The sequence below is a fragment of the Chitinophagales bacterium genome (assembly GCA_040877935.1).
Lineage (GTDB): Bacteria > Bacteroidota > Bacteroidia > Chitinophagales > CAIOSU01 > JBBDNB01.
In genome coordinates this window covers 1-18,538 of the sequence record JBBDNB010000015.1, presented here as the reverse complement: position 1 = coordinate 18,538, position 18,538 = coordinate 1, and the positions used below count along the sequence as shown (strand labels likewise).

18 protein-coding genes are annotated in these 18,538 nt (G+C 38.2%); 11 read left to right on the top strand and 7 right to left on the bottom strand.

Features of this window, described 5'->3' with window-relative positions; translation table 11 throughout:
- Positions 1 to 29 precede the first annotated feature (29 nt).
- The gene (locus WD048_03700; protein ID MEX0811296.1) at positions 30 to 692 is read right to left on the bottom strand and encodes a hypothetical protein; all 663 of its coding nucleotides are present in this window, start codon (positions 690 to 692) and stop codon (positions 30 to 32) included.
- 256 nt (positions 693 to 948) lie between these two features.
- On the opposite strand from WD048_03700, the gene WD048_03695 reads away from it, so the two are divergent.
- Positions 949 to 1,413, top strand: coding sequence for a PIN domain-containing protein (locus WD048_03695; protein MEX0811295.1), 465 nt, complete (start codon positions 949 to 951; stop codon positions 1,411 to 1,413).
- Complete coding sequence (locus WD048_03690) at positions 1,403 to 1,564, top strand: hypothetical protein (GenBank protein MEX0811294.1); 162 nt, start codon at positions 1,403 to 1,405, stop codon at positions 1,562 to 1,564. Before WD048_03695 ends, WD048_03690 begins: the two co-directional genes overlap by 11 nt.
- A gap of 73 nt (positions 1,565 to 1,637) precedes the next feature.
- Here the strand turns inward: WD048_03690 and WD048_03685 are convergent, their stop codons facing one another.
- Complete coding sequence (locus tag WD048_03685; protein ID MEX0811293.1) at positions 1,638 to 6,287, bottom strand: PKD domain-containing protein; 4,650 nt, start codon at positions 6,285 to 6,287, stop codon at positions 1,638 to 1,640.
- A 76-nt stretch (positions 6,288 to 6,363) separates the two neighbouring features.
- Positions 6,364 to 7,386, bottom strand: a complete 1,023-nt coding sequence (locus WD048_03680) for a DHH family phosphoesterase (GenBank protein MEX0811292.1) — start codon at positions 7,384 to 7,386, stop codon at positions 6,364 to 6,366.
- Positions 7,387 to 7,484: 98 nt separating this feature from the next.
- On the opposite strand from WD048_03680, the gene WD048_03675 reads away from it, so the two are divergent.
- Positions 7,485 to 7,904 carry a nucleoside-diphosphate kinase gene (locus tag WD048_03675; GenBank protein ID MEX0811291.1) on the top strand — a complete coding sequence of 140 codons (420 nt, stop codon included), beginning with the start codon at positions 7,485 to 7,487 and terminating at the stop codon, positions 7,902 to 7,904.
- A gap of 148 nt (positions 7,905 to 8,052) precedes the next feature.
- Positions 8,053 to 8,454, top strand: coding sequence for a four helix bundle protein (locus WD048_03670; protein ID MEX0811290.1), 402 nt, complete (start codon positions 8,053 to 8,055; stop codon positions 8,452 to 8,454).
- Between the two features lie 63 nt (positions 8,455 to 8,517).
- Here WD048_03670 and WD048_03665 read toward each other — a convergent pair whose 3' ends face one another.
- Positions 8,518 to 9,105: a nitroreductase gene (locus WD048_03665; GenBank protein MEX0811289.1), complete on the bottom strand. Its 588-nt coding sequence runs from the start codon at positions 9,103 to 9,105 to the stop codon at positions 8,518 to 8,520.
- A gap of 237 nt (positions 9,106 to 9,342) precedes the next feature.
- Here WD048_03665 and WD048_03660 point away from each other — a divergent pair, with 237 nt between their 5' ends.
- Positions 9,343 to 9,786 (top strand): hypothetical protein, encoded by a 444-nt coding sequence (locus WD048_03660; protein MEX0811288.1) that lies wholly within the window; start codon positions 9,343 to 9,345, stop codon positions 9,784 to 9,786.
- Between the two features lie 67 nt (positions 9,787 to 9,853).
- On the opposite strand, the gene WD048_03655 is transcribed toward WD048_03660, so the two are convergent.
- Positions 9,854 to 10,366 (bottom strand): hypothetical protein, encoded by a 513-nt coding sequence (locus WD048_03655; GenBank protein MEX0811287.1) that lies wholly within the window; start codon positions 10,364 to 10,366, stop codon positions 9,854 to 9,856.
- A gap of 99 nt (positions 10,367 to 10,465) precedes the next feature.
- On the opposite strand from WD048_03655, the gene WD048_03650 reads away from it, so the two are divergent.
- Complete coding sequence (locus WD048_03650; protein ID MEX0811286.1) at positions 10,466 to 11,458, top strand: acyl transferase; 993 nt, start codon at positions 10,466 to 10,468, stop codon at positions 11,456 to 11,458.
- 20 nt (positions 11,459 to 11,478) lie between these two features.
- Here WD048_03650 and WD048_03645 read toward each other — a convergent pair whose 3' ends face one another.
- Positions 11,479 to 12,279 (bottom strand): ceramidase domain-containing protein, encoded by an 801-nt coding sequence (locus WD048_03645; GenBank protein ID MEX0811285.1) that lies wholly within the window; start codon positions 12,277 to 12,279, stop codon positions 11,479 to 11,481.
- 134 nt (positions 12,280 to 12,413) lie between these two features.
- On the opposite strand from WD048_03645, the gene WD048_03640 reads away from it, so the two are divergent.
- Both WD048_03640 and WD048_03635 read left to right on the top strand, forming a co-directional pair.
- Positions 12,414 to 13,592: a hypothetical protein gene (locus tag WD048_03640; GenBank protein MEX0811284.1), complete on the top strand. Its 1,179-nt coding sequence runs from the start codon at positions 12,414 to 12,416 to the stop codon at positions 13,590 to 13,592.
- 308 nt (positions 13,593 to 13,900) lie between these two features.
- Complete coding sequence (locus WD048_03635; GenBank protein ID MEX0811283.1) at positions 13,901 to 14,098, top strand: hypothetical protein; 198 nt, start codon at positions 13,901 to 13,903, stop codon at positions 14,096 to 14,098.
- An 84-nt stretch (positions 14,099 to 14,182) separates the two neighbouring features.
- On the opposite strand, the gene WD048_03630 is transcribed toward WD048_03635, so the two are convergent.
- Complete coding sequence (locus WD048_03630; protein ID MEX0811282.1) at positions 14,183 to 14,647, bottom strand: response regulator; 465 nt, start codon at positions 14,645 to 14,647, stop codon at positions 14,183 to 14,185.
- Between the two features lie 508 nt (positions 14,648 to 15,155).
- Here WD048_03630 and WD048_03625 point away from each other — a divergent pair.
- From WD048_03625 to WD048_03615, 3 genes are read left to right on the top strand one after another with little or no spacing between them, the layout of a single operon-like run.
- Entirely contained in the window at positions 15,156 to 17,474 is a 2,319-nt protein-coding gene (locus WD048_03625; GenBank protein MEX0811281.1) for an Rv1355c family protein, read from the top strand.
- An 8-nt stretch (positions 17,475 to 17,482) separates the two neighbouring features.
- On the top strand, positions 17,483 to 18,175 hold the full coding sequence (locus WD048_03620) for a GNAT family N-acetyltransferase (protein ID MEX0811280.1): 693 nt from the start codon (positions 17,483 to 17,485) through the stop codon (positions 18,173 to 18,175).
- 39 nt (positions 18,176 to 18,214) lie between these two features.
- A complete protein-coding gene (locus WD048_03615; GenBank protein ID MEX0811279.1) occupies positions 18,215 to 18,538 on the top strand; it encodes a 7TM-DISM domain-containing protein in 324 nt (107 codons plus the stop codon).

The following is an 18,538-nucleotide window of genomic DNA, read 5'->3' as shown; positions in this document are numbered from 1 at the left end:
TGTATCTGAGATACATAGGCCGCAGTAGTTTAATACTCAAATTTATTAAAAAAGCGTATGATTTCCAGCTCAAAAGCTTTATTGTCTTTTTCCAAGAAAAGATGCAGCGCTTTTAAATCAGAATTGTCAAAAGAAATATAAGGTACCACCCGCTTATACGATCTGATTAACGCTTTTATAAAAAAATCATTGTCAATATAGTTCAATAAAAATTTACTGCTCAAAAAGTGATTAAATATAGCAAAAAAATCAATCACTTCCTTTGCTCTGTCAATCTCTTTAAAAAAACTGCTCAAGTGGTTTGCTTTGAGTAAAGCAAGCTTTTCAAAAAATTCGGGCCCATGTTTGGGCTTGTACACTATCAACACTCTATCCATCAACATTTCCAGATAAATATGTCGAAACAAATAGGGTCTAGATCGTTCTTTTTCAAAACTCGGCAAATGCAAATGCGCTTTGTAATAAATTTCTCTCTCCTGAAAAAAACCTGAACTGTGAAAGGCTTTATCTTGCCGGATATGACAGGCAATTCCCTTTCTTATTTCCAAACCGGACTTTAAACCCGGGGCAGTTTCCCGTATATTTCGCCTCAATTTTTGATTGAAGCCAGGAAACAAATCGGGCAAAATCAATCCCACTAAAAATTCAGGACTGCAATTTTTTTCAAAATAATAGTGGGAGAGAAAATTCATCTGAATAGTGGACTTATTGCCTGTGAAGGTAGGTAAATTTGATTAGTGGGTTAGCTGGCTGGTTGATCAGTTGATTGAATATAATTATAAAAAAACCTTTTCAGGGTTGTTCCTTTGACTAAAACCAAACCTTCAAGTTTATTGTGCCGATCCATTGAAGTTTACTGTTGCAAATACCAGATCGAAACGAAGGAACCTGATTATACATCTCATAACCCAACACTCATTAGTCTGTTAAATTCCTTAAATTTAAGAAATGAAAAAACAGAGAATATATTTGGATACTTCGGTTTTTGGTGGGCTTTTTGACGAGGAGTTCAAAGAATATACCGAACCCTTATTTGAACGGATAAAGAATTCGGAGTTTGATATTATTTACTCAAACATAACCGAAGATGAGCTGAAATTTGCACCTGACAGCGTAAAGGATATAGTAAATTCGTTGCCGAAAAACTCAATCGAATTTGTGAAATCCGATGTAGAAACCGTGAATTTGGCAAAAAAATATCTTGACGAAAAAGTTGTTGGAATTACATCATTTACCGACTGCCTGCATATTGCTCTGGCAACAATCCACAACGCAAATATTTTAGTGAGTTGGAATTTCAAACATATTGTGAATGTTGTTAGAATAATTGGCTACAATTCAGTAAATCTTGCAGAAGGTTATAAACAGATTGACATTCGATCACCAAGAGAACTAATAAACTATGAAGACTAAAAAAACGACAAAAAAAACCTTTGATGCTGTTAAATTCATGCGAGAACAAAGGGACAGAATTACCAAGGACATTATGCATTTAAGTCCAGAGGAAATCATTAAATATTTTGAACAAAAACAAAATAAAAACAGGATAAAACCCAGTACCTAACAACCATGGATTAAGTGATACAGTGAAATTGTAATTTTTTCATTGATATCATCACCCCTCACTATAAAAGAACCTACTTCGCCACCACAAACCTTTTCACCCAGCGCTGTCCATTGTATCTGAGCTCCAACAAGTATAAACCCTGGCTGAAACGGTCCAAATCAATGCGGTATTCTGCATTTGCATTGGTATCAATTTTAGTTTTTATTTCTGTACCAATAGCACTGAAAACCCTGATTTCAACATCCGGGACTATTGATTTCCCTGCTTTTACATAAAGTACATCCCTTGCAGGATTGGGATACAGTTCCCAACTCAGCTTATTATCTGCAAGTTCGATTGAATTGATTGTCCCTATCTTAACATTAAAAACTTCACTACAGGCATTGGCATCGCTAACAGTAAGTGAATAATTACCCGCAACAAGGTTGGTAGCCGTGCTGTCATTGTTTCCATTGCTCCAGTTGTAGAAATAGGGAGGCGTTCCGCCATCTACCTCAACATAGGCCGAACCATTATCAGCCCCGGCATCGGCATCAGAAGTATTTAACAAAATCGCCAGGGAATCGGGTTGTGAAACAGTGATACTTTCTGTTTTCTGGCAATTGGCAGCATCTTCGACTGTAACGGTATAGGTGCCTGCGGTAAGTCCGCTTAGATTTTCAGCACCCTGCCCGTTGCTCCATGTATAATCATAAGCTGGTGTTCCACCACTCACCTGCAGGCTGATGCTTCCACTATTATCACCAAAGCAGGCCAGCACATCTGATTTGCTGTAATCGATAACAGGCCCGTCACTGCTGATGGTTGCAAATTTTGAAACGGCACATCCCGCATTATCCGTTACCGTCAACACATAGGTTCCGGGACTTAGGCTATCCAGGGCGGGGCTTGTTTCACCATTGCTCCATTGATAGGAATATGGGGTTGATCCACCACTGACATTGCTTGTGATTTCACCGCCAGTACCACTACATGTAATATTGTTCGCGTTCAATGAAAGTGAAGGAGCATTGAAAGCACTGAGATTGTAATTTACAATATCAGTACACCCTTCAGAATCTGTAAGCGTGAGGTCATAACTCCCTGCTGAAAGATTATTGCGTGTATCGCTGCTACTGCCATTGCTCCAGGTGAAGAAATAAGGCGGTGTACCACCCTGTGGGTTTGCAGTAAGTGAACCGTTGTTATTGCCACAGGAAGGTTTATTGCCAGTAATTACAGCAACAAGCGTATCGGGCTCATATAAACTGACATTGACTGTTGCCAGGCAGTTGTTGGCATCGGTTACAGTCAATTCATAATTGCCCCCGGAAATATTTGTGATCAATGAATCAGTTGCTCCACCTGACCATAAAAAAGTATAAGGAGGACTTCCTCCATTGACTTCAGCATTAATTGCTCCATCTTCAGCCCCGGCACAGGAAACATCCGTTTTAAGAATATTGATTAAAGGAGCCCCGGAATTGTTCACTGAAAATGTCCTGTTGTTGCTGCAATTGTTGGCATCCGTTACAGTAACGGTATAATTTCCTGCTGCTAAATTGCTGAGTGTCGAATCGGAACCACCACCCTGCCAGGCATAATTGAATGGAGAAACACCTCCATTAACGGTCACTGTAATACTTCCATTGCTTTGGTTGCAGTCTGCATCGCTAATGTTACCGGTTATTATAATGGCATTAGGTTCACTTACATTAAAACTTTTATTGTTTGTACAGCCATTATTATCGGCAACAGTTACGGAATAAGTTCCTGCATTCAGGTTTGAAACATCTTCAGTTTGAGCTCCATTTGACCAGGAGAAATTATAGGGTGATGAACCACCACTAATCGTCAGGTCAATTGCACCATCACCGATACCATTACAGGAAAGGTTTGTAATGTTTTCTGAAATATCCGGAGCTGCATTTATGGTGATAAATGCAGTTTCTGTTTTGGTATCCGAACCGTCTGCATTGTCAACCGTAAGAGAGACCTCATAAGTACCGGCATTGCTGTAGGTCACCGATGGATTTTCCTGAGATGAACTTGAAGGAGTACCCCCCTGAAAAACCCAGCTCCAACTTGTGGGATTATTAGTAGATTGATCGGTGAACTGAATGTTACTTCCTTCACATGCAGAGGTGGTATTGGCTGAAAAATCCGCTACTGGCGCATTCCCAACAGATGGCTCGCACACAACAGGTATAATAATATTTGCCAAATCAACTTGCCATCCATCGCTATAGTTGTGCCACGTGCCATCATCCCATTTTTCCCAGGCAGTTCCGGGGGTGGTATTGCCAATTCGGTTGGTATATAAAGCTACAGTGTCTCCATTGCCATAAGTAAATTCAATTCCTGCATAAAAATCTCCATTTAGGGTAATAGCGGCAGGGAACTGGATAGTGATAAGGTTATTATTACTAACTGCAGAAACAATGCTGCTCAATGGTATATTCTGACTGGATAGTTCTGTATTTGGAGTACCACCTGCTCCATCCGCATCCCAAATTTTGGCTTCTACTGTAGCAGTTCCAGCGCCCTGCTTTCCAATACCAAAAAGAAAGGATACCTGACTCAGTTGATCTCCTGCACTGGCCTGAAAAAAATCTGCTTTTGCAAGATCCCCAAAGCCATTATGGCCAGCTACATAACCATTAGGAATACTGTTATTATCTGTAGAAGTATAAAGTGCTATTGTATCACTAGAACTAAAATTTTGTAAAGTGTCGCAATTTCCGGTAGCATTGTCCACTACTGTAATGTATGCAGTTTTTGTTTCTGTATCATTACCGAAAGCATTGCTTGCAGTAAGTGATACATCAAAAGTACCGAGGGTATTATAGGTTATTGAAGGGTTTTGCTGCGATGAACTGTTGGGTGTACCACCTGAAAACGCCCATGACCAGGAGGTAGGTGCATTGGATGAAAGATCAGTGAAATTGACCTGAGAGCCGACTGTAACAGTTGTAGATGATGTCGTAAAATCAGTAGTGGGAGGCGCATTTGTAATAACTTGATCAATATTGATATTGTCGAGGTACAAGTTATTACCAAATCCATTCACATTGATAAAAGCAAATTGCACATTGGGGTTTCCTGCCAAAAAGCTGATATCAAGACTATCGGTTTCCCAATCTCCGGAACCGGGCACAAATGAGCTGGTATTGTTAGGCGCAGTAGCAAGGTCACTTCCTCCGGAGCTTGTTAAAGCATAAAAGGTTTCACCACAATCATCTGTAAAGGCTACAATCAGGGTGTCAGAATATTGTGTTTGTCCATAGTAGGCATAAGCATAATCGTATTTTAAATATGCATTCCCGACATTGGAGAAATCATAATTGGGTGTGAACAATACATCCTGGTTGCCTGAAGCATCGTAATTGTAATTGTCAATAAATGCTGATGCAGAACTTTGGCCGTATCCACCTGCAGCAGTAGTACGCTCCCATGTGAAACTATTGTCAAAATTCAGGAGCTCCCAATTTGCTGGCGGAAAAGTCGTGTTTTGAAAGCCTTCTGTCAGCGGCAGACTTTGAGAAGCGGAGACTGTAATATAGGCTGTCTTGGTTTCCGAATCATTCCCATTTGGACCACTCACAGTAAGTGTCACATCATAGGTTCCGGGTGAACTATAAGTAACAGAAGGGTTTTGCAGGGAAGATGAAGAGGGGCTGCCACCGGAAAATGTCCAGGACCAGGATGTTACATTTCCATTAGAATTATCTGAAAAATCAACAGACTCTCCCGAACAGATATTTTGTTTGTTACTGCTGAAATCTGCAACCGGGGCAGTAGGGGTACTGCTACAGCCACTGGAATTCAAAAGCCCTGAACGCCATCCATCCAGAACTAAGTTCATATAATCGGCCTGTTCTATGGTAAACATATTGGTGCAACTCGAATAATCCATAAAATTCTCAAACATATCCCCAGGTGCAGGGGTATTGCAACTGTTTGATTGCTGACAGAGATTTGGCCCATCGGTATTGGGAGTGTCATTTAAACCATCATCGGTACTACAGCTTGGATTGGCATCACTGCCCCAGGGATGTTCAAGACCAAAATAATGACCAACTTCATGTGTAAGTGCATTGCCCTGCCCCTGATTGAAACCGATGGTGTATTCCAGAACTATACCATCATAAGCACTACCCACAACCTGCTGAGTGGGCAGTATGGCATAGCCACCAATTCCATTGGATTGTGTATTGCATATATCCACAATCCAGATATTGAGGAATTGACTGGGGTTTACAGCATCAGAACCCCCGCTGCTTGAAAACTTCATATCGCTGGATTCTGTATTGTAATCAAAACAAGTTTTGGAAGTATTGACACGGATTGTTTGATCAAGACAAAATTCCATTTCAGCATCTTCAGCTATTGGAACATATGCCTGACGGGGAAAGCCCAGATTGGTGTTTTGCTTTCTGAAATTTTCATTCAGCACACTGATCATATTGTCGATCTCGTTTTGTGGTACATTTTCAGCTTGTGTATTATAAACTACATGTACTACCACTGAAATGGTACGTACTGCCCTGGAACCTGAATGCTGGTTCCTGTATTGCTGCAGCTGCTGCTGAATATTCTGTCTGAACTGTTGCACTTGCTGTGCATAAACAGAGTCTTGCCGCATCATGTCTTCTGTAACCTGGCCGAAACCACAAAAATTTTGGGCCATTAATGAAGAATGAATTGATAAAACAGAAATAAAAAGCAGGATATACTTCATGAGTTGAAAATTTTGGAGTCAAAATTACAAAAAATGCACTGCCTGAAATTAGTTCATGATTGCTTGCAGGAAAACATCAACCGAGATTGACAGTATTTAATTTCTCTTTGTAAGCCGGAAGTGCTTTTTCAAACCTTTCAATGGTCTTTTCAAGATTGTCCTGGGATTTTCCCCCGGCAGCATTGGCATGCCCACCACCTTCAAAATTTGTTCCCGCAAAACTGTTGACATCAAAATCACCTTTGGAGCGGAAAGACATTTTAATCAGATCTGGGCGCTCAATAATGAAACAGGAAAAATAAACATCCTGCATTTTCAGCGGATAATTGACAATTCCCTCGGTATCTCCTCCTTTTACATTGAATTTTTCCCAGTCTTCTTTAGTAAGGTAAATCATGGCCGCATGGTATTCAGGATAAACAGTCATTCTATTGCTCAGGCAATGGCCTAATAATTTCAGCCTGTTTTCATTAAAACTATTGAATACACGGTTTTGCACAATATCGGGTTTCACCCCTTTTTGCAATAAATCAGCAACTATCTGATGAACCCGCGGAGTAGTGCATGAAAATTGAAAGCCACCTGTATCGGTCAATATACCAGTGTAAATACAATTGGCAATTTCCTCATCAATGGCATCGGAGCCTGTTAATTGCTCAATGACTTCATAGATCAATTCGCAAGTTGATGATGCTTTGGTATTGGATACCAATACATCCTGAAATTTTCCCGGAAAAAGGTGGTGGTCGATTACAGCCTTTTTAACATCCCGTTTTTCGATGAGCTCTCCCAATTCATTGATGCGGTGCAGGGCATTAAAATCCAGGCAACAAACCAGGTCACAAATTTCTATTTTTTTCTTTGCCAGCTCCTGCTGATAAGAATAGACTATAACATCTTTATCTCCGGGCAGCCATTTCAAAAAAGAGGCGTAGGGTGTGGGTGTAATCACATAAGCTCTTTTGCCCTGGTTCCTTAAATATCTCATTAAGGCAAGCGTTGATCCCATCGCATCTCCATCGGGATTGGCATGTGTCACAATCACTATTTCCCTTGAAAGTAATAGAAGGCTGCCGAGGGCCTTGATATCTTGTCGCATATTTATTTTTGAAATTCTGAAAGAAGGGCAAAGTAATAAAACTTCATGGAATAAAGCTGCAAAAGCTTTAGCTTTGCGCCAAAATTAAAAAACAAAACATGGCTGGAAATTTAACCTTTACAATGATCAAACCCGATGCAGTGGAAAAGAACTATATCGGTGCAATTTTAGACAAAATCAATGCTGCAGGCTTTCGCATAAAAGCGATGAAATATACCCGCTTGAGCAAAGAAGAAGCCGGGGCATTCTATGCAGTACACAAAGAGCGTCCTTTTTATGGCGAATTGGTGGAATACATGAGTGACGGCCCTATTGTTGCTGCTATTCTTGAAAAAGACAATGCAGTGGAAGATTTCAGGACTTTGATTGGAGCAACAAACCCCGAAGAAGCTGCTGAAGGAACCATCAGAAAACTGTATGCCGAAAGCATTGCCGCCAATGCCGTACACGGATCTGATTCAGATGAAAATGCTGCTATTGAGGCAGGATTCTTCTTCTCTGAATTGGAAAGGTTTTAGAAAATATTTATTATTACTATAGAATAAGGTAGAGGTGCTTCAATGAGTGCTTCTGCCTTTTTTTGTTTTTGGTTTTTCTGATTTGAATTATTCGTGTTAACAAATTTTGTTTAATTTGTATGGATTTGGAAAATGGAAAATTGGAATAATGGAAAGGAAAAATATCAATAGGGGTTTTAAACAACTGAGAGTTTGGAATGATGCAGTTGATTTATATGTGCTTAGCTGTAAATACTTGACTAATGCACCATTTGAATTGAAAAAAACAATGGGTAATTGTATTGATGCAGCCCATAGTATTAGCAGAAATATTGCTGAAGGTTATTCCAGAAAAAGTATTCGCGAATATCTACATTTTCTCAACTACGCATTAGGGTCATCTGGCGAATACCATTCGTGCATTGTTAGTTTTTATAGAGCCAATCAAATTTCTAAAGAGACCTTTAACGAACTTGATAGTTTACATTTTAAAACTGAAAATGCATTAATCAAGCTAATCAAATCATTACAGTCAAAAATGAAGTCCGGTAATTGGCAGGATCAATTTTAATCTCCAATAATCCAGAACTGCAACATTCCAAGACCCCATCATTCCACTATTCCATCAATCCCCTCACCTCACCCATTCCACTTTATCCTCAATAGGTTTTCTTCTGCCTTTTGGTGTTGGTTTTTTGATTTTTCCCACATAGAAAAAGCCCAGCAGCTTGTCTTCACTGCCCAGGTCAAAGAAATCAAGTACTTCCTTTGATCGATTGAAGGTAACACCGCCTGTACTCCAGTAGGCTCCGACCTGATAAGCAGCAGCCGTGAGATACATGTTCTGGACAGCGCAGGCAACTGCCAGCATTTCTTCCAATTCAGGAATTTTAGGGTTGTTGCCTCTTTTCATGACAATGGCAATAACATGGGAAGCCAGTAGCGGAAAAGAAGATAGTTTATCAAATTTCTTTTGGGTGAATTTTTCTACAGGCGTATGCTTGCGGTATATTTCAGCTTGAAAATCGGCCAGTTTTTTTAGCCCTTCCCCTGTGAAAACTGTAAAACGCCAGGGTTCTGTATTCCCATGATTTGGCGCCCAATTGGCGTTTTCCAGCATTTGCTCAATTATGGAATCGGGGATTTTTGCACTAGCTTCAAACTGAAGTGGCCAGGTAGATCTGCGAGTGGCAATTAATTGGTTGAATTCTTCTGTGTTCATCACAAATAAATTATAAAAGCAAAATACGCTTTCAAAACAAAACAAAAAAGCGGTAAAATCCGTATGATAAGGATGAACCCGCTTTATGTAATTGAGAAAATTGCATAATCCGGGGTATATGGTTTTTCAGAAAAAATAAATACGCTTGACAATGTCACAGCGTTGTAGTACATTATGTATGCATTTCGATAAAAAAACAGGTTTTTATTCAGTTCATTCTTCAAAAAATTCAATTCAATGGTTTTAAAAACTAACAAGTTAAAAAAGTATCTATCGCTAACATTTTCAGCACTGTTTATTGCAGCATTGTTCTCTGCATTTACCAGTTCCGACAAGGCAAGCGACAAATCAAATAAGAATGACAAAGATGTTGATGTAATGGAAATGGCCAAAGATTTGGGAATCAGAACTGAAGTGGACGAAACTCAGTACAGTAGCCATCCGGGAATAAAAGTAAAAATCACTGACAACGAATCCGATATTAAGGTGAATTTTTTCAACCTTAATTTCAAAAGATATAAACTAAGCATTTACGATGTCAATGGATTGGCGATTGGTCATTATGAAGATTTTGAAGATGCCAGGGCATCGATTGACACCCGGTTATTTGACTCAGGGGTATTCCTCTACAAAGTGAGTGGCGAGGGCAATATTTTTGCAGGAAAATTTGAACTGAAATAGCATTATATTTTGTGGTGACAAATTGTTTTTAATTACAAAGGGCGGCTTAACAGTCGCCCTTTACTGTTTATATACAGCGCACATAAACAGGAGGCAGCTCCAGTTTGTTACTTAAATTTCCTGCACGATCTATTAATTGCACAAAGTATGTAATACTATCCAAAGGATAATCCGGATCGGGAGCACAGGCTAAGCCCGATGGCGGTAAACAGCACACAGAACTTGGTACAAAATATATTTCACCTGAAATAGATCGGGAATTACCCTTTTCTGGGACAAATGGAAGATTGAAACTCCCCAGGCAATTTGTTCTGCCATCAATCAACAATAAACTTACTGTAGGATGCTCAAAACAACTGCTGTCACAGGGATCACACTCTTCGGCATTAAATTCCTGGAATCCCAAATCACCATCACCATCGGTAAAGCTGATGCGAATTGAAAAAGTGTCCAGTTGATTGATCGTGTCCTTTGAAAAACTGAGGAAATCAATTTCAGGCTCCAGTGGATAACTTGGCGGAGATACACAGGCCGACCAGAAAAAAATTACAATAGCAGAAAGAGTTAAAAAATACTTCATTGGAATAAATAAAACTTAGTGTATCGAAATTACAAAATTTATTGCGATGATATTCCGGGTTATATCCGGATTCAATTTATTTACAGAACTTTGGCACAAATGCAGAATTTCCATTCGAAAAACGCCTTGCAATGGCTTGAAAGTATTCGGGCAGATAATTTCGCTCAAAAGGCATTGGAATTGTTCCGCTGGCAGGCCATTCATTGCCAGATATATTCTGAATACCTGCGCTTGCTCAAAATTCAGCCCGAAAAGATAAACAACTTATGTGACATACCTTTTTTGCCCATCGAATTGTTTAAAAAGCACAAAATAATCTCCGGAAACACAACAGCAGAATTGCTTTTTGAAAGCAGCGGTACTTCAGGACAAACTAGAAGCAAACATTATGTAGCCTCCTCTGAAATTTATCATTGGACAGGAAGGAGAGGATTTGAAAATGCTTTTGGCAAAATTAAGGATTGGGCAATTCTAGCACTGTTGCCCTCCTACCTGGAAAGGCAATCGGCATCCCTGGTATATATGGTACAACAGTGGATAGAGGCATCCGGAAATACACATTCCGGTTTTTATTTGAATGACCTTAAAGCACTCGATCAAAAATTAAAATTCCTGAATAGACAAAAGCAAAATACCCTGCTGATAGGCGTAAGTTTTGCTTTATTGGATTTGGCTGAAAAATTCCCGCAGAATTTAGGCAAGATCAAAATCCTTGAAACAGGAGGCATGAAAGGCAGGCGAAAGGAAATGATCCGTGAAGCCCTGCATGATGAACTCAAAAAAGCTTTTCAAAAAGACAAAATATATTCTGAATACGGGATGACAGAAATGCTCTCGCAGGCCTATACAAGGGGTGGGGAATTGTTTTACCCTCCTGATTATTTGCGTATTCTGGCGCGTTCCGTTTACGATCCTTTTGAGAAATATCCGAGTGGTAGTGGAGCTTTAAATGTAATAGACCTGGCCAATATTTTTTCCTGTGCCTTTATTGAAACCCAAGACCTGGGGACTGTCAACAGTGATTACAGCTTTGAAGTCAAAGGCCGTATGGACTATTCTGAGGTACGAGGCTGTAATTTGATGGTGGTGTAATCAATTCATTAAAACTCAATTTACCTCCCCGATTCCGACCTGTAAAACATATAAATACTAAAACTGCTCCAACCGGTAAGGCAATGCCACAGTGCATGTCCCTGAAATAAGGAGTCGGGATTGCATAAAATATTTTCACGATCCAAATACCAAAGCACAAAAGCTGCTGTAAGGAAAAATAAGGCGCTGAATATCCATTTCATATTGCGCTGTGGCTTTCTTAAAACTTGATCAAGCACAATAAAAAGCACAACAATTAGGATAAAAGCCGGTAAAACTACTAAACCGTTTAAAGACCATTTATAGATGTACAACAGCAAATCGGCAAGAAGTAGAGTTGTCACTATTCCCAAAAGGAAATTTTTGCGATTCGGAAAAAAATGAAAAACCGGGTAAGCCAATAAAAATGCCATAATGGAATACACCCCTGTCATATCCCAGCGCTGTGCAATAGCACTTAAGGAGGCATGATAGAAAAAACTCCCCCCGCCCAAAAGAATCAATGAAAGTGCAAAAACAACTGATAACAAAGGCCATTGCTGCAATCTGTTTTTGTTTATTTTTTGGCGAAAATCCCAAATTGCAAATGCCAAAACCTGGAAGCCCAGCCACACATATGCCAGGTTTGAAAAAGTATTGCTCGGTTCACGAATCAAACGGTCCATGCGGTTTCTCTCGCAAAATTCTTCATACTTGCCGGCCTCACCAGGCAACCAATTTTCCCAGAAAGCGATATCATAAAAATACCAGGAAAAGACCAAGAGCGGAAGTGCGATCAATACAGTTAAAAGTGCAGGCCACAGGTAATAGACTAAAGGCATTTTTGTAAGTTTGTTTTTGTAAAATTATAAATACACTTTAAAAAATAGAGTTCTCTTTAAAATCAGGCACAAAGTTTTTATATTTGCCTGTATGTTAAAGTGTTAAATTCTAAAAAATTATTAAAATCAAAGTTATGTTTAAGCAAGTTAATAAGTTAAATTTTATCCTGATTATTTGTTTTTCTTTCCTTTTAATTTTTGGTGCCTGCCTTAAAGACGATGGGGAAGGCAATCAGGATGAGGGAGCTGAAACACAGTACCTCAGTGGCACTACGGATGCCCCAATGACACTTGAAAACATATATGAGGATCCACAACGGATAGACTATTTTGTTGATGGAAACTGGTCGATTGATGCCGCAGTTACCGTAGAGCCAGGTGTACGAATCGTTATGAAATCAGGTATGCGAATCATAATAAAAGCTGAAGGCTCATTAGACGCAAGCGGTACTGCTTCCAAAAAAATCTATTTTATAGGTGAACAAGATGTTGAAGGCTATTGGGATTATATTCGTTTTGACAACTCCAATAATTTAAACAACAGACTGATCCACACAGTAATAAGCAATGGTGGCGGCTATCAACACACAGAAGCAGCAGTTTTTCTGGATGGAAGTTCAAGGCTTATCATGCAAAATTCCGAAGTCACTAAAAGCGCACGCTTCGGACTTTTCGTAGATGACACTGATGCCCGTCTTGATGACTTTGAAAACAATACATTTACCGAATGTGGCCAGCATCCCATTCACCTTGATGCCCTTCATCAAACCGATTATATGGATGCCAATACGGATTTTTCTACAGGCAATACCTATAATACTATCTCAGTAGATGGAGCCACATCAAGTCAACCATTTACCGTAAGAAAAGTATCCGGTGCTTATAAGCTAAACGGATCTTCCAATATAGAATCAGATGTGGTAATAGAAGCCGGTACAGAAATTTTAATGGGTGCAGGGGCAAGAATTACCGTAAGAAGTGGTGCTTCCTTAAAAGCAATAGGAAGTGCCAATAATAGAATTAACATTTCAGGAGATCAGCAATCTAAAGGCTATTGGGACTATATCCTGTTTGATAATTCAAACAATACCAATAATGAATTTCAGTATGTAGATGTAAGTTATGGCGGGGGCTATCAACATAGAGAAGGGGCTATTTACCTCGATGGATCTTCCCTGTTCAAAATGGGCAATTCAAGCGTGAATTACAGTGCCAGAAATGGCATTCATGTGGAAAGCAATGCCGATTTTGATGATAGTGATGGCAATAATGGTTTTACCGGAAATGATGGTGATGACATTCACTATGAGTAATGTATTAAAATATAAGCTTGAAAAATTATTGTATAGAATAGGGTATATTCAACTAAAAAACTTTACTGTTTCTTAATTATGCATTTAATTATAAACCTAAAATAGCTATATTTGAAACGGATATCACTTTATAACTATAATAAAAACAGGTAGCAAGAGTAAAAATATTTAAAGAGACAATTGATCGTTTTAAATTAAACATAAATATGCATGTATAATATAATTTGCTTCTGTGCTATAGATGCTGTATCTTGCCCTTTTTAATGACATATAGGCAAACGTCAATCACGAATAATAAATAATCAAACATGAAAAAAAAGCACTACCAATGTAAATTTGTTTCCCTTGATGAAGCAATGGAAGATGCGAAAAAACAATCTGTTGCGCTTAAAAAACCTGTGGCTGTAATCCAGTCAAAACGATTGTTTTATTCTGATTCCAATATTGAGCCTCAGCGTTGGGAAACCCTTCATGCTGTGTATAAAGACGGGAAGAAACAAAAATAAAACTGACCGCACAGCAAAAAACAAAGCACCAGTAAATTTTTACCGGTGCTTTATTGCTATTCTTATATTTAGCCTGAATATGGCTTAGGAAACCAGCTTTTCGCGCAGCATAAATTCCAGTTGCTCATTGGTGCGTTGCAAATTCACGAGCATGTTTTTTTGCTCCAAACGTTTTTGATATACAGCATAGGCATCATTCACTATTTCAAGTAACTGATCTGTTTCCCAGGGCTTGTTGATATAGGCATAAATATGTGTTTTGTTGATGGCTTCAATAATATCTTCTATTACAGCATAACCTGTCAGTAATATCCTAATGGGATCAGGATGACTGTCAATAATCGATTGTAGAAAATCCACACCGGAAATCCCTTTCAAATATTGATCAGTAATAACAACATGTATTTCTTCTTTATCCAGTATTTTTGTGCCTTTTTCAGGTGAATCTGCAGTATATACAGTAAAATGTTTTCTGAAACTGGCCTTAAAAGCCTGTAGATTATTCACTTCATCATCTACGTACAACACTTTTATTTTATCGTCTTTCATCACTTAATTATTCTTAGGTTTATACAATCTTCCGATTGCGTAAAATTTTATACAAGTGTTTATACGTTAAAAAAGCACTCTGGTTACATAGATCAATTGAAGCAGGATGATTCTATCACATACAAAACATACGCCTTTAAACTTACGTATATTACGAAAATATTCGAATTTAAATTGCCAACACCAAACTATTTTTACTGTTGATAATTGACCTCAATATATTGATAACCAGCATGTAATTGTTGGCAACCTAGTTTGTTTTGTGGATATATCTAAAGTTGAAATGCACAAAAACACCTAAATGCACAACTGTTCTATATTTCATTAATGTGCTTACAAAAAAGTACTTATCAAGAAGTTATTGTGCATAATTTGACAATAAATCCATGAATAATTTCCCCTGATTTAAACTTGAATCTTAATTTCAAAGCTACTATACTGCGATAATTATATTATAGCCAGGGTCAGGAGACGCACAAGTATAGTTGCGAGGCAGAGTCAGATTAAAATGAGCAAATTACAAACAAGTTTAAACAGCCTTCTCGAAAAGTCTTACAAGGATAAAACGGTTTACAAACCCGACTTTTTCAATTTGTCCCACGAGAAAGACCGCCATGCTTTCGAAGCACTATTGAAGCATCCTGATTTGCGCATTGCTGATGAATTGCATGGACAATTACGGGAATTGATTAAATCCCAGCACCCAAAACACAAATTCACCTCTGAAGAATTGGATGCTGAAGCAAATAAATATTGCGGAGATACCCCCCCGGAAGAATACGGGGTTTGGGTCTATTATCCCTGGCTGAACAAATTGGTACATATACTGGATGAGCAAGAATATAAAGCAGTAAGAACCAATAGAAATCAATTCAAGATTATGCCCGAAGAGCGGGAAATACTTGCCAAAAAAAAGATTGGTGTGTTGGGGCTTTCAGTCGGGCAATCAGTAGCCATTGCGCTTTCTATGGAGCGCAGTTATGGAGAGTTGCGCATCGCTGACTTTGATATACTGGAATTGTCCAACCTGAACAGGATTCGCTCAGGAGTACAAGATCTTGGTTTGTTAAAAACTATTTCTACAGCGAGGCAAATAGCGGAAATCGACCCCTTTTTAAATGTAAAGTGTTTTCACGAAGGGATTACAGAAGAAAATATCGAATCATTTTTTCTGGATGGCGGAAAATTGGATATGGTACTGGATGAATGCGATGGATTGGATATTAAAATCCTGGCCCGGAAAAAAGCAAAAGAATTGAAAGTGCCGGTAATCATGGAAACCAGCGACCGGGGGATGTTGGATATTGAGCGCTTCGACCTTGAACCTGAGCGCCCCATACTGCATGGATTGATAGATCATTTAGAAAATGACCCGTCAAAACTCAAAGGGCTAAGCAACGAAGAAAAAGTACCCTACATACTTCCTATGATTGGATTGGATACGATGTCTGATCGCTTGAAGGCTTCCATGCTGGAAGTTGAGCAAAGCATTACTACCTGGCCACAACTGGCCTCTGATGTAATTCTTGGCGGAGCGATTTCTGCTAACGTATGCAGAAGAATTGCTCTTGGAGAACTCAATTCATCCGGACGGTTTTTCGTTGATTTGAATGAAATTATTAATTCTGATAATGCTTATAGTTTCCTTGATGGATCTGATGAGAAAAATGAGGAAGAAACATTCGATAGCCAAACAGATTTCAAAAAACTTCAGGCTGAATTCGGGCAACTCGAAATTGATAAAGCTCTGATCAAGGAATTAGTAAAAGCAGCAATATGGGCACCATCTGGCGGAAATAACCAGCCTTGGAAATGGATTTATAATAATAAAAATTTGTATTTATTTCTTGACAACAAGAGAGCAACTTCTTTTTTGGATTATGCTGCTGCTGGATCTTACCTAAGTCTCGGAGCTGCGGCTGAAAACCTGATATTAAAGGCTCATGAATTGAATTTAGAAGTAGAAGTTGATAAATTTCCAGATAATAAACAACCGTTTCTTGCTGCTGTTTTCCGCTTTTTCAAACCTAAAATCAGCAATGCAAATACAACTGCTCATCAGTTTGATGATTTGGTTAAAGTAATTGATATAAGATTGACCAACCGTTTACTTAGGAAACCTGCACCTATAGAACATAACAAATTAGAATTCTTAAAAAATACTGCTCGCAGTATTCAGGGTGCTGACATTCATTTTTTAACCGACAGATCAAAAATGGATCAACTGGGGACTCTGATTGCTAAAATTGATCGCTTACTTATAACACATAAAGAAGGTCATCATGGTTTTATCAATGAAATCAGATGGACTCCAGAAGAAGCAGAAAAGACAAAAGATGGAGTTGATTTAGCAACCATTGATTTAAGTGCAGGAGAAGCTGCAGGTTTTAAGATTGCTAAAAACTGGTCAGTAGTAAGTACTCTTAACAAATGGGGTGGAGGCAGTGCTTTCGAAAAGCTTTCAAAAAAGGGTGTTGCTAGTGCTTCTGCAATGGGATTATTAACAATGACTGGCGCAGATTCTGAAGATTTTTTTGATGGAGGCAGGGCACTCGAAAGACTATGGCTGAGAGCCAATGAGCAAAAAATAGCTTTCCAACCGATGACCGGTCTGACTTTTATGCTTCACCGCTTAATCACTGGAAATGGAGAAAATTTGGAAAGTGATCAAATTAAAACACTACAAGCTATCAAGAATGATCTTTATGAACTGCTTTCAATTTCAGAAAATCAATACCCTGTATTTTTATTCCGATTGCTAGTAGCAGAGGAACCAAAAGTAAAATCATTGAGAAGGCCAATAAGTGAGGTTTTGGAATATAATTAATACTAAAAATGACTGAACCAATTACAATAAGGGCATTTAGAGCTATTGATGAGCCTGAAACTTGCCAAAAGTTTTACAAAGGACATATTGATGCTTTAAGAAGTTTTGGAGTAGAGCCCATTAGTTCAGCTAAAATAGAATGGATTGAAAATCCTAATGTTTTTGGAGTAATTGCAGAATATAATAATAAAATTTTAGGAGGGGTTAAATTACATAGATATGATTACAATTATAAGCTCCCCATTGAAAATAGCGTGGGTTATTTAGATGATAAAATTTTCAAAATAATAGAGAAAAACAGAACAAAAAATTTAGGTGAGCTATGTGGTCTGTGGAATACTAGAGAAATTGCTGGAAGAGGATTAGGTTATGTATTATTAAGAGCATTAGTAGTAATTACTAGTCAAGTTCAAGTAGATACCTTAATCTCATTATCCTCAGATCATACAATCAAAATGCTACGAGGCTTAGGATACAGAGTTATAAGAACTTTGGGTAATAATGGTGAGTTTTTATTTCCAACCAAAGACTATATTGCAAGGGTAATGATACTTAATTCCAAAACATTATCATGGGCTTTACCGTATAACAAAACTACAATGTTATCATTAAGAGATAAGCCTGAGCAATTTAGAATAGAATCTGGAAATAAAGGGAAAATAAATGTTAAATACAACCTTAATATCAGCGTCTTAGTTTAAAGTTGCAATATCAGGTTTTAAAACTAAAACACCTGAATAATGAGACTTTTACAAATTTTATTTATTATATTTATTTTTTCAAGCGCACTTAAGTCAGAAGTTAAGACTTTTACTTATGATGGAGAAAATGTCAAAATTACCGGGGAACATATTGGGATTATAGAAGACTCTACAAAACAATTGGATTTTAATGATATTGTCCAAGAGAACAATTTCATTACAAGTGATCAAAAAGTGCCAAATTTAATGATCACAAAATCTGTATTTTGGGTAAAAATAAATGTTCAAAATAATTCAAAAGAAGAAAATTTATTATTAATGCGAATCAAGGGTTGGATATCAACAAAAAAGATGTTGATATAA

Excerpts from the sequence above, each read along its gene's own strand:
- WD048_03700 (MEX0811296.1), bottom strand. The coding sequence starts at position 692 with ATGAATTTTCTCTCCCACTATTATTTTGAAAAAAATTGCAGTCCTGAA.
- WD048_03695 (MEX0811295.1), top strand. The coding sequence starts at position 949 with ATGAAAAAACAGAGAATATATTTGGATACTTCGGTTTTTGGTGGGCTT.
- WD048_03690 (MEX0811294.1), top strand. The coding sequence starts at position 1,403 with ATGAAGACTAAAAAAACGACAAAAAAAACCTTTGATGCTGTTAAATTC.
- WD048_03685 (MEX0811293.1), bottom strand. The coding sequence starts at position 6,287 with ATGAAGTATATCCTGCTTTTTATTTCTGTTTTATCAATTCATTCTTCA.
- WD048_03680 (MEX0811292.1), bottom strand. The coding sequence starts at position 7,386 with ATGCGACAAGATATCAAGGCCCTCGGCAGCCTTCTATTACTTTCAAGG.
- WD048_03675 (MEX0811291.1), top strand. The coding sequence starts at position 7,485 with ATGGCTGGAAATTTAACCTTTACAATGATCAAACCCGATGCAGTGGAA.
- WD048_03670 (MEX0811290.1), top strand. The coding sequence starts at position 8,053 with ATGGAAAGGAAAAATATCAATAGGGGTTTTAAACAACTGAGAGTTTGG.
- WD048_03665 (MEX0811289.1), bottom strand. The coding sequence starts at position 9,105 with ATGAACACAGAAGAATTCAACCAATTAATTGCCACTCGCAGATCTACC.
- WD048_03660 (MEX0811288.1), top strand. The coding sequence starts at position 9,343 with ATGGTTTTAAAAACTAACAAGTTAAAAAAGTATCTATCGCTAACATTT.
- WD048_03655 (MEX0811287.1), bottom strand. The coding sequence starts at position 10,366 with ATGAAGTATTTTTTAACTCTTTCTGCTATTGTAATTTTTTTCTGGTCG.
- WD048_03650 (MEX0811286.1), top strand. The coding sequence starts at position 10,466 with ATGCAGAATTTCCATTCGAAAAACGCCTTGCAATGGCTTGAAAGTATT.
- WD048_03645 (MEX0811285.1), bottom strand. The coding sequence starts at position 12,279 with ATGCCTTTAGTCTATTACCTGTGGCCTGCACTTTTAACTGTATTGATC.
- WD048_03640 (MEX0811284.1), top strand. The coding sequence starts at position 12,414 with ATGTTTAAGCAAGTTAATAAGTTAAATTTTATCCTGATTATTTGTTTT.
- WD048_03635 (MEX0811283.1), top strand. The coding sequence starts at position 13,901 with ATGAAAAAAAAGCACTACCAATGTAAATTTGTTTCCCTTGATGAAGCA.
- WD048_03630 (MEX0811282.1), bottom strand. The coding sequence starts at position 14,647 with ATGAAAGACGATAAAATAAAAGTGTTGTACGTAGATGATGAAGTGAAT.
- WD048_03625 (MEX0811281.1), top strand. The coding sequence starts at position 15,156 with ATGAGCAAATTACAAACAAGTTTAAACAGCCTTCTCGAAAAGTCTTAC.
- WD048_03620 (MEX0811280.1), top strand. The coding sequence starts at position 17,483 with ATGACTGAACCAATTACAATAAGGGCATTTAGAGCTATTGATGAGCCT.
- WD048_03615 (MEX0811279.1), top strand. The coding sequence starts at position 18,215 with ATGAGACTTTTACAAATTTTATTTATTATATTTATTTTTTCAAGCGCA.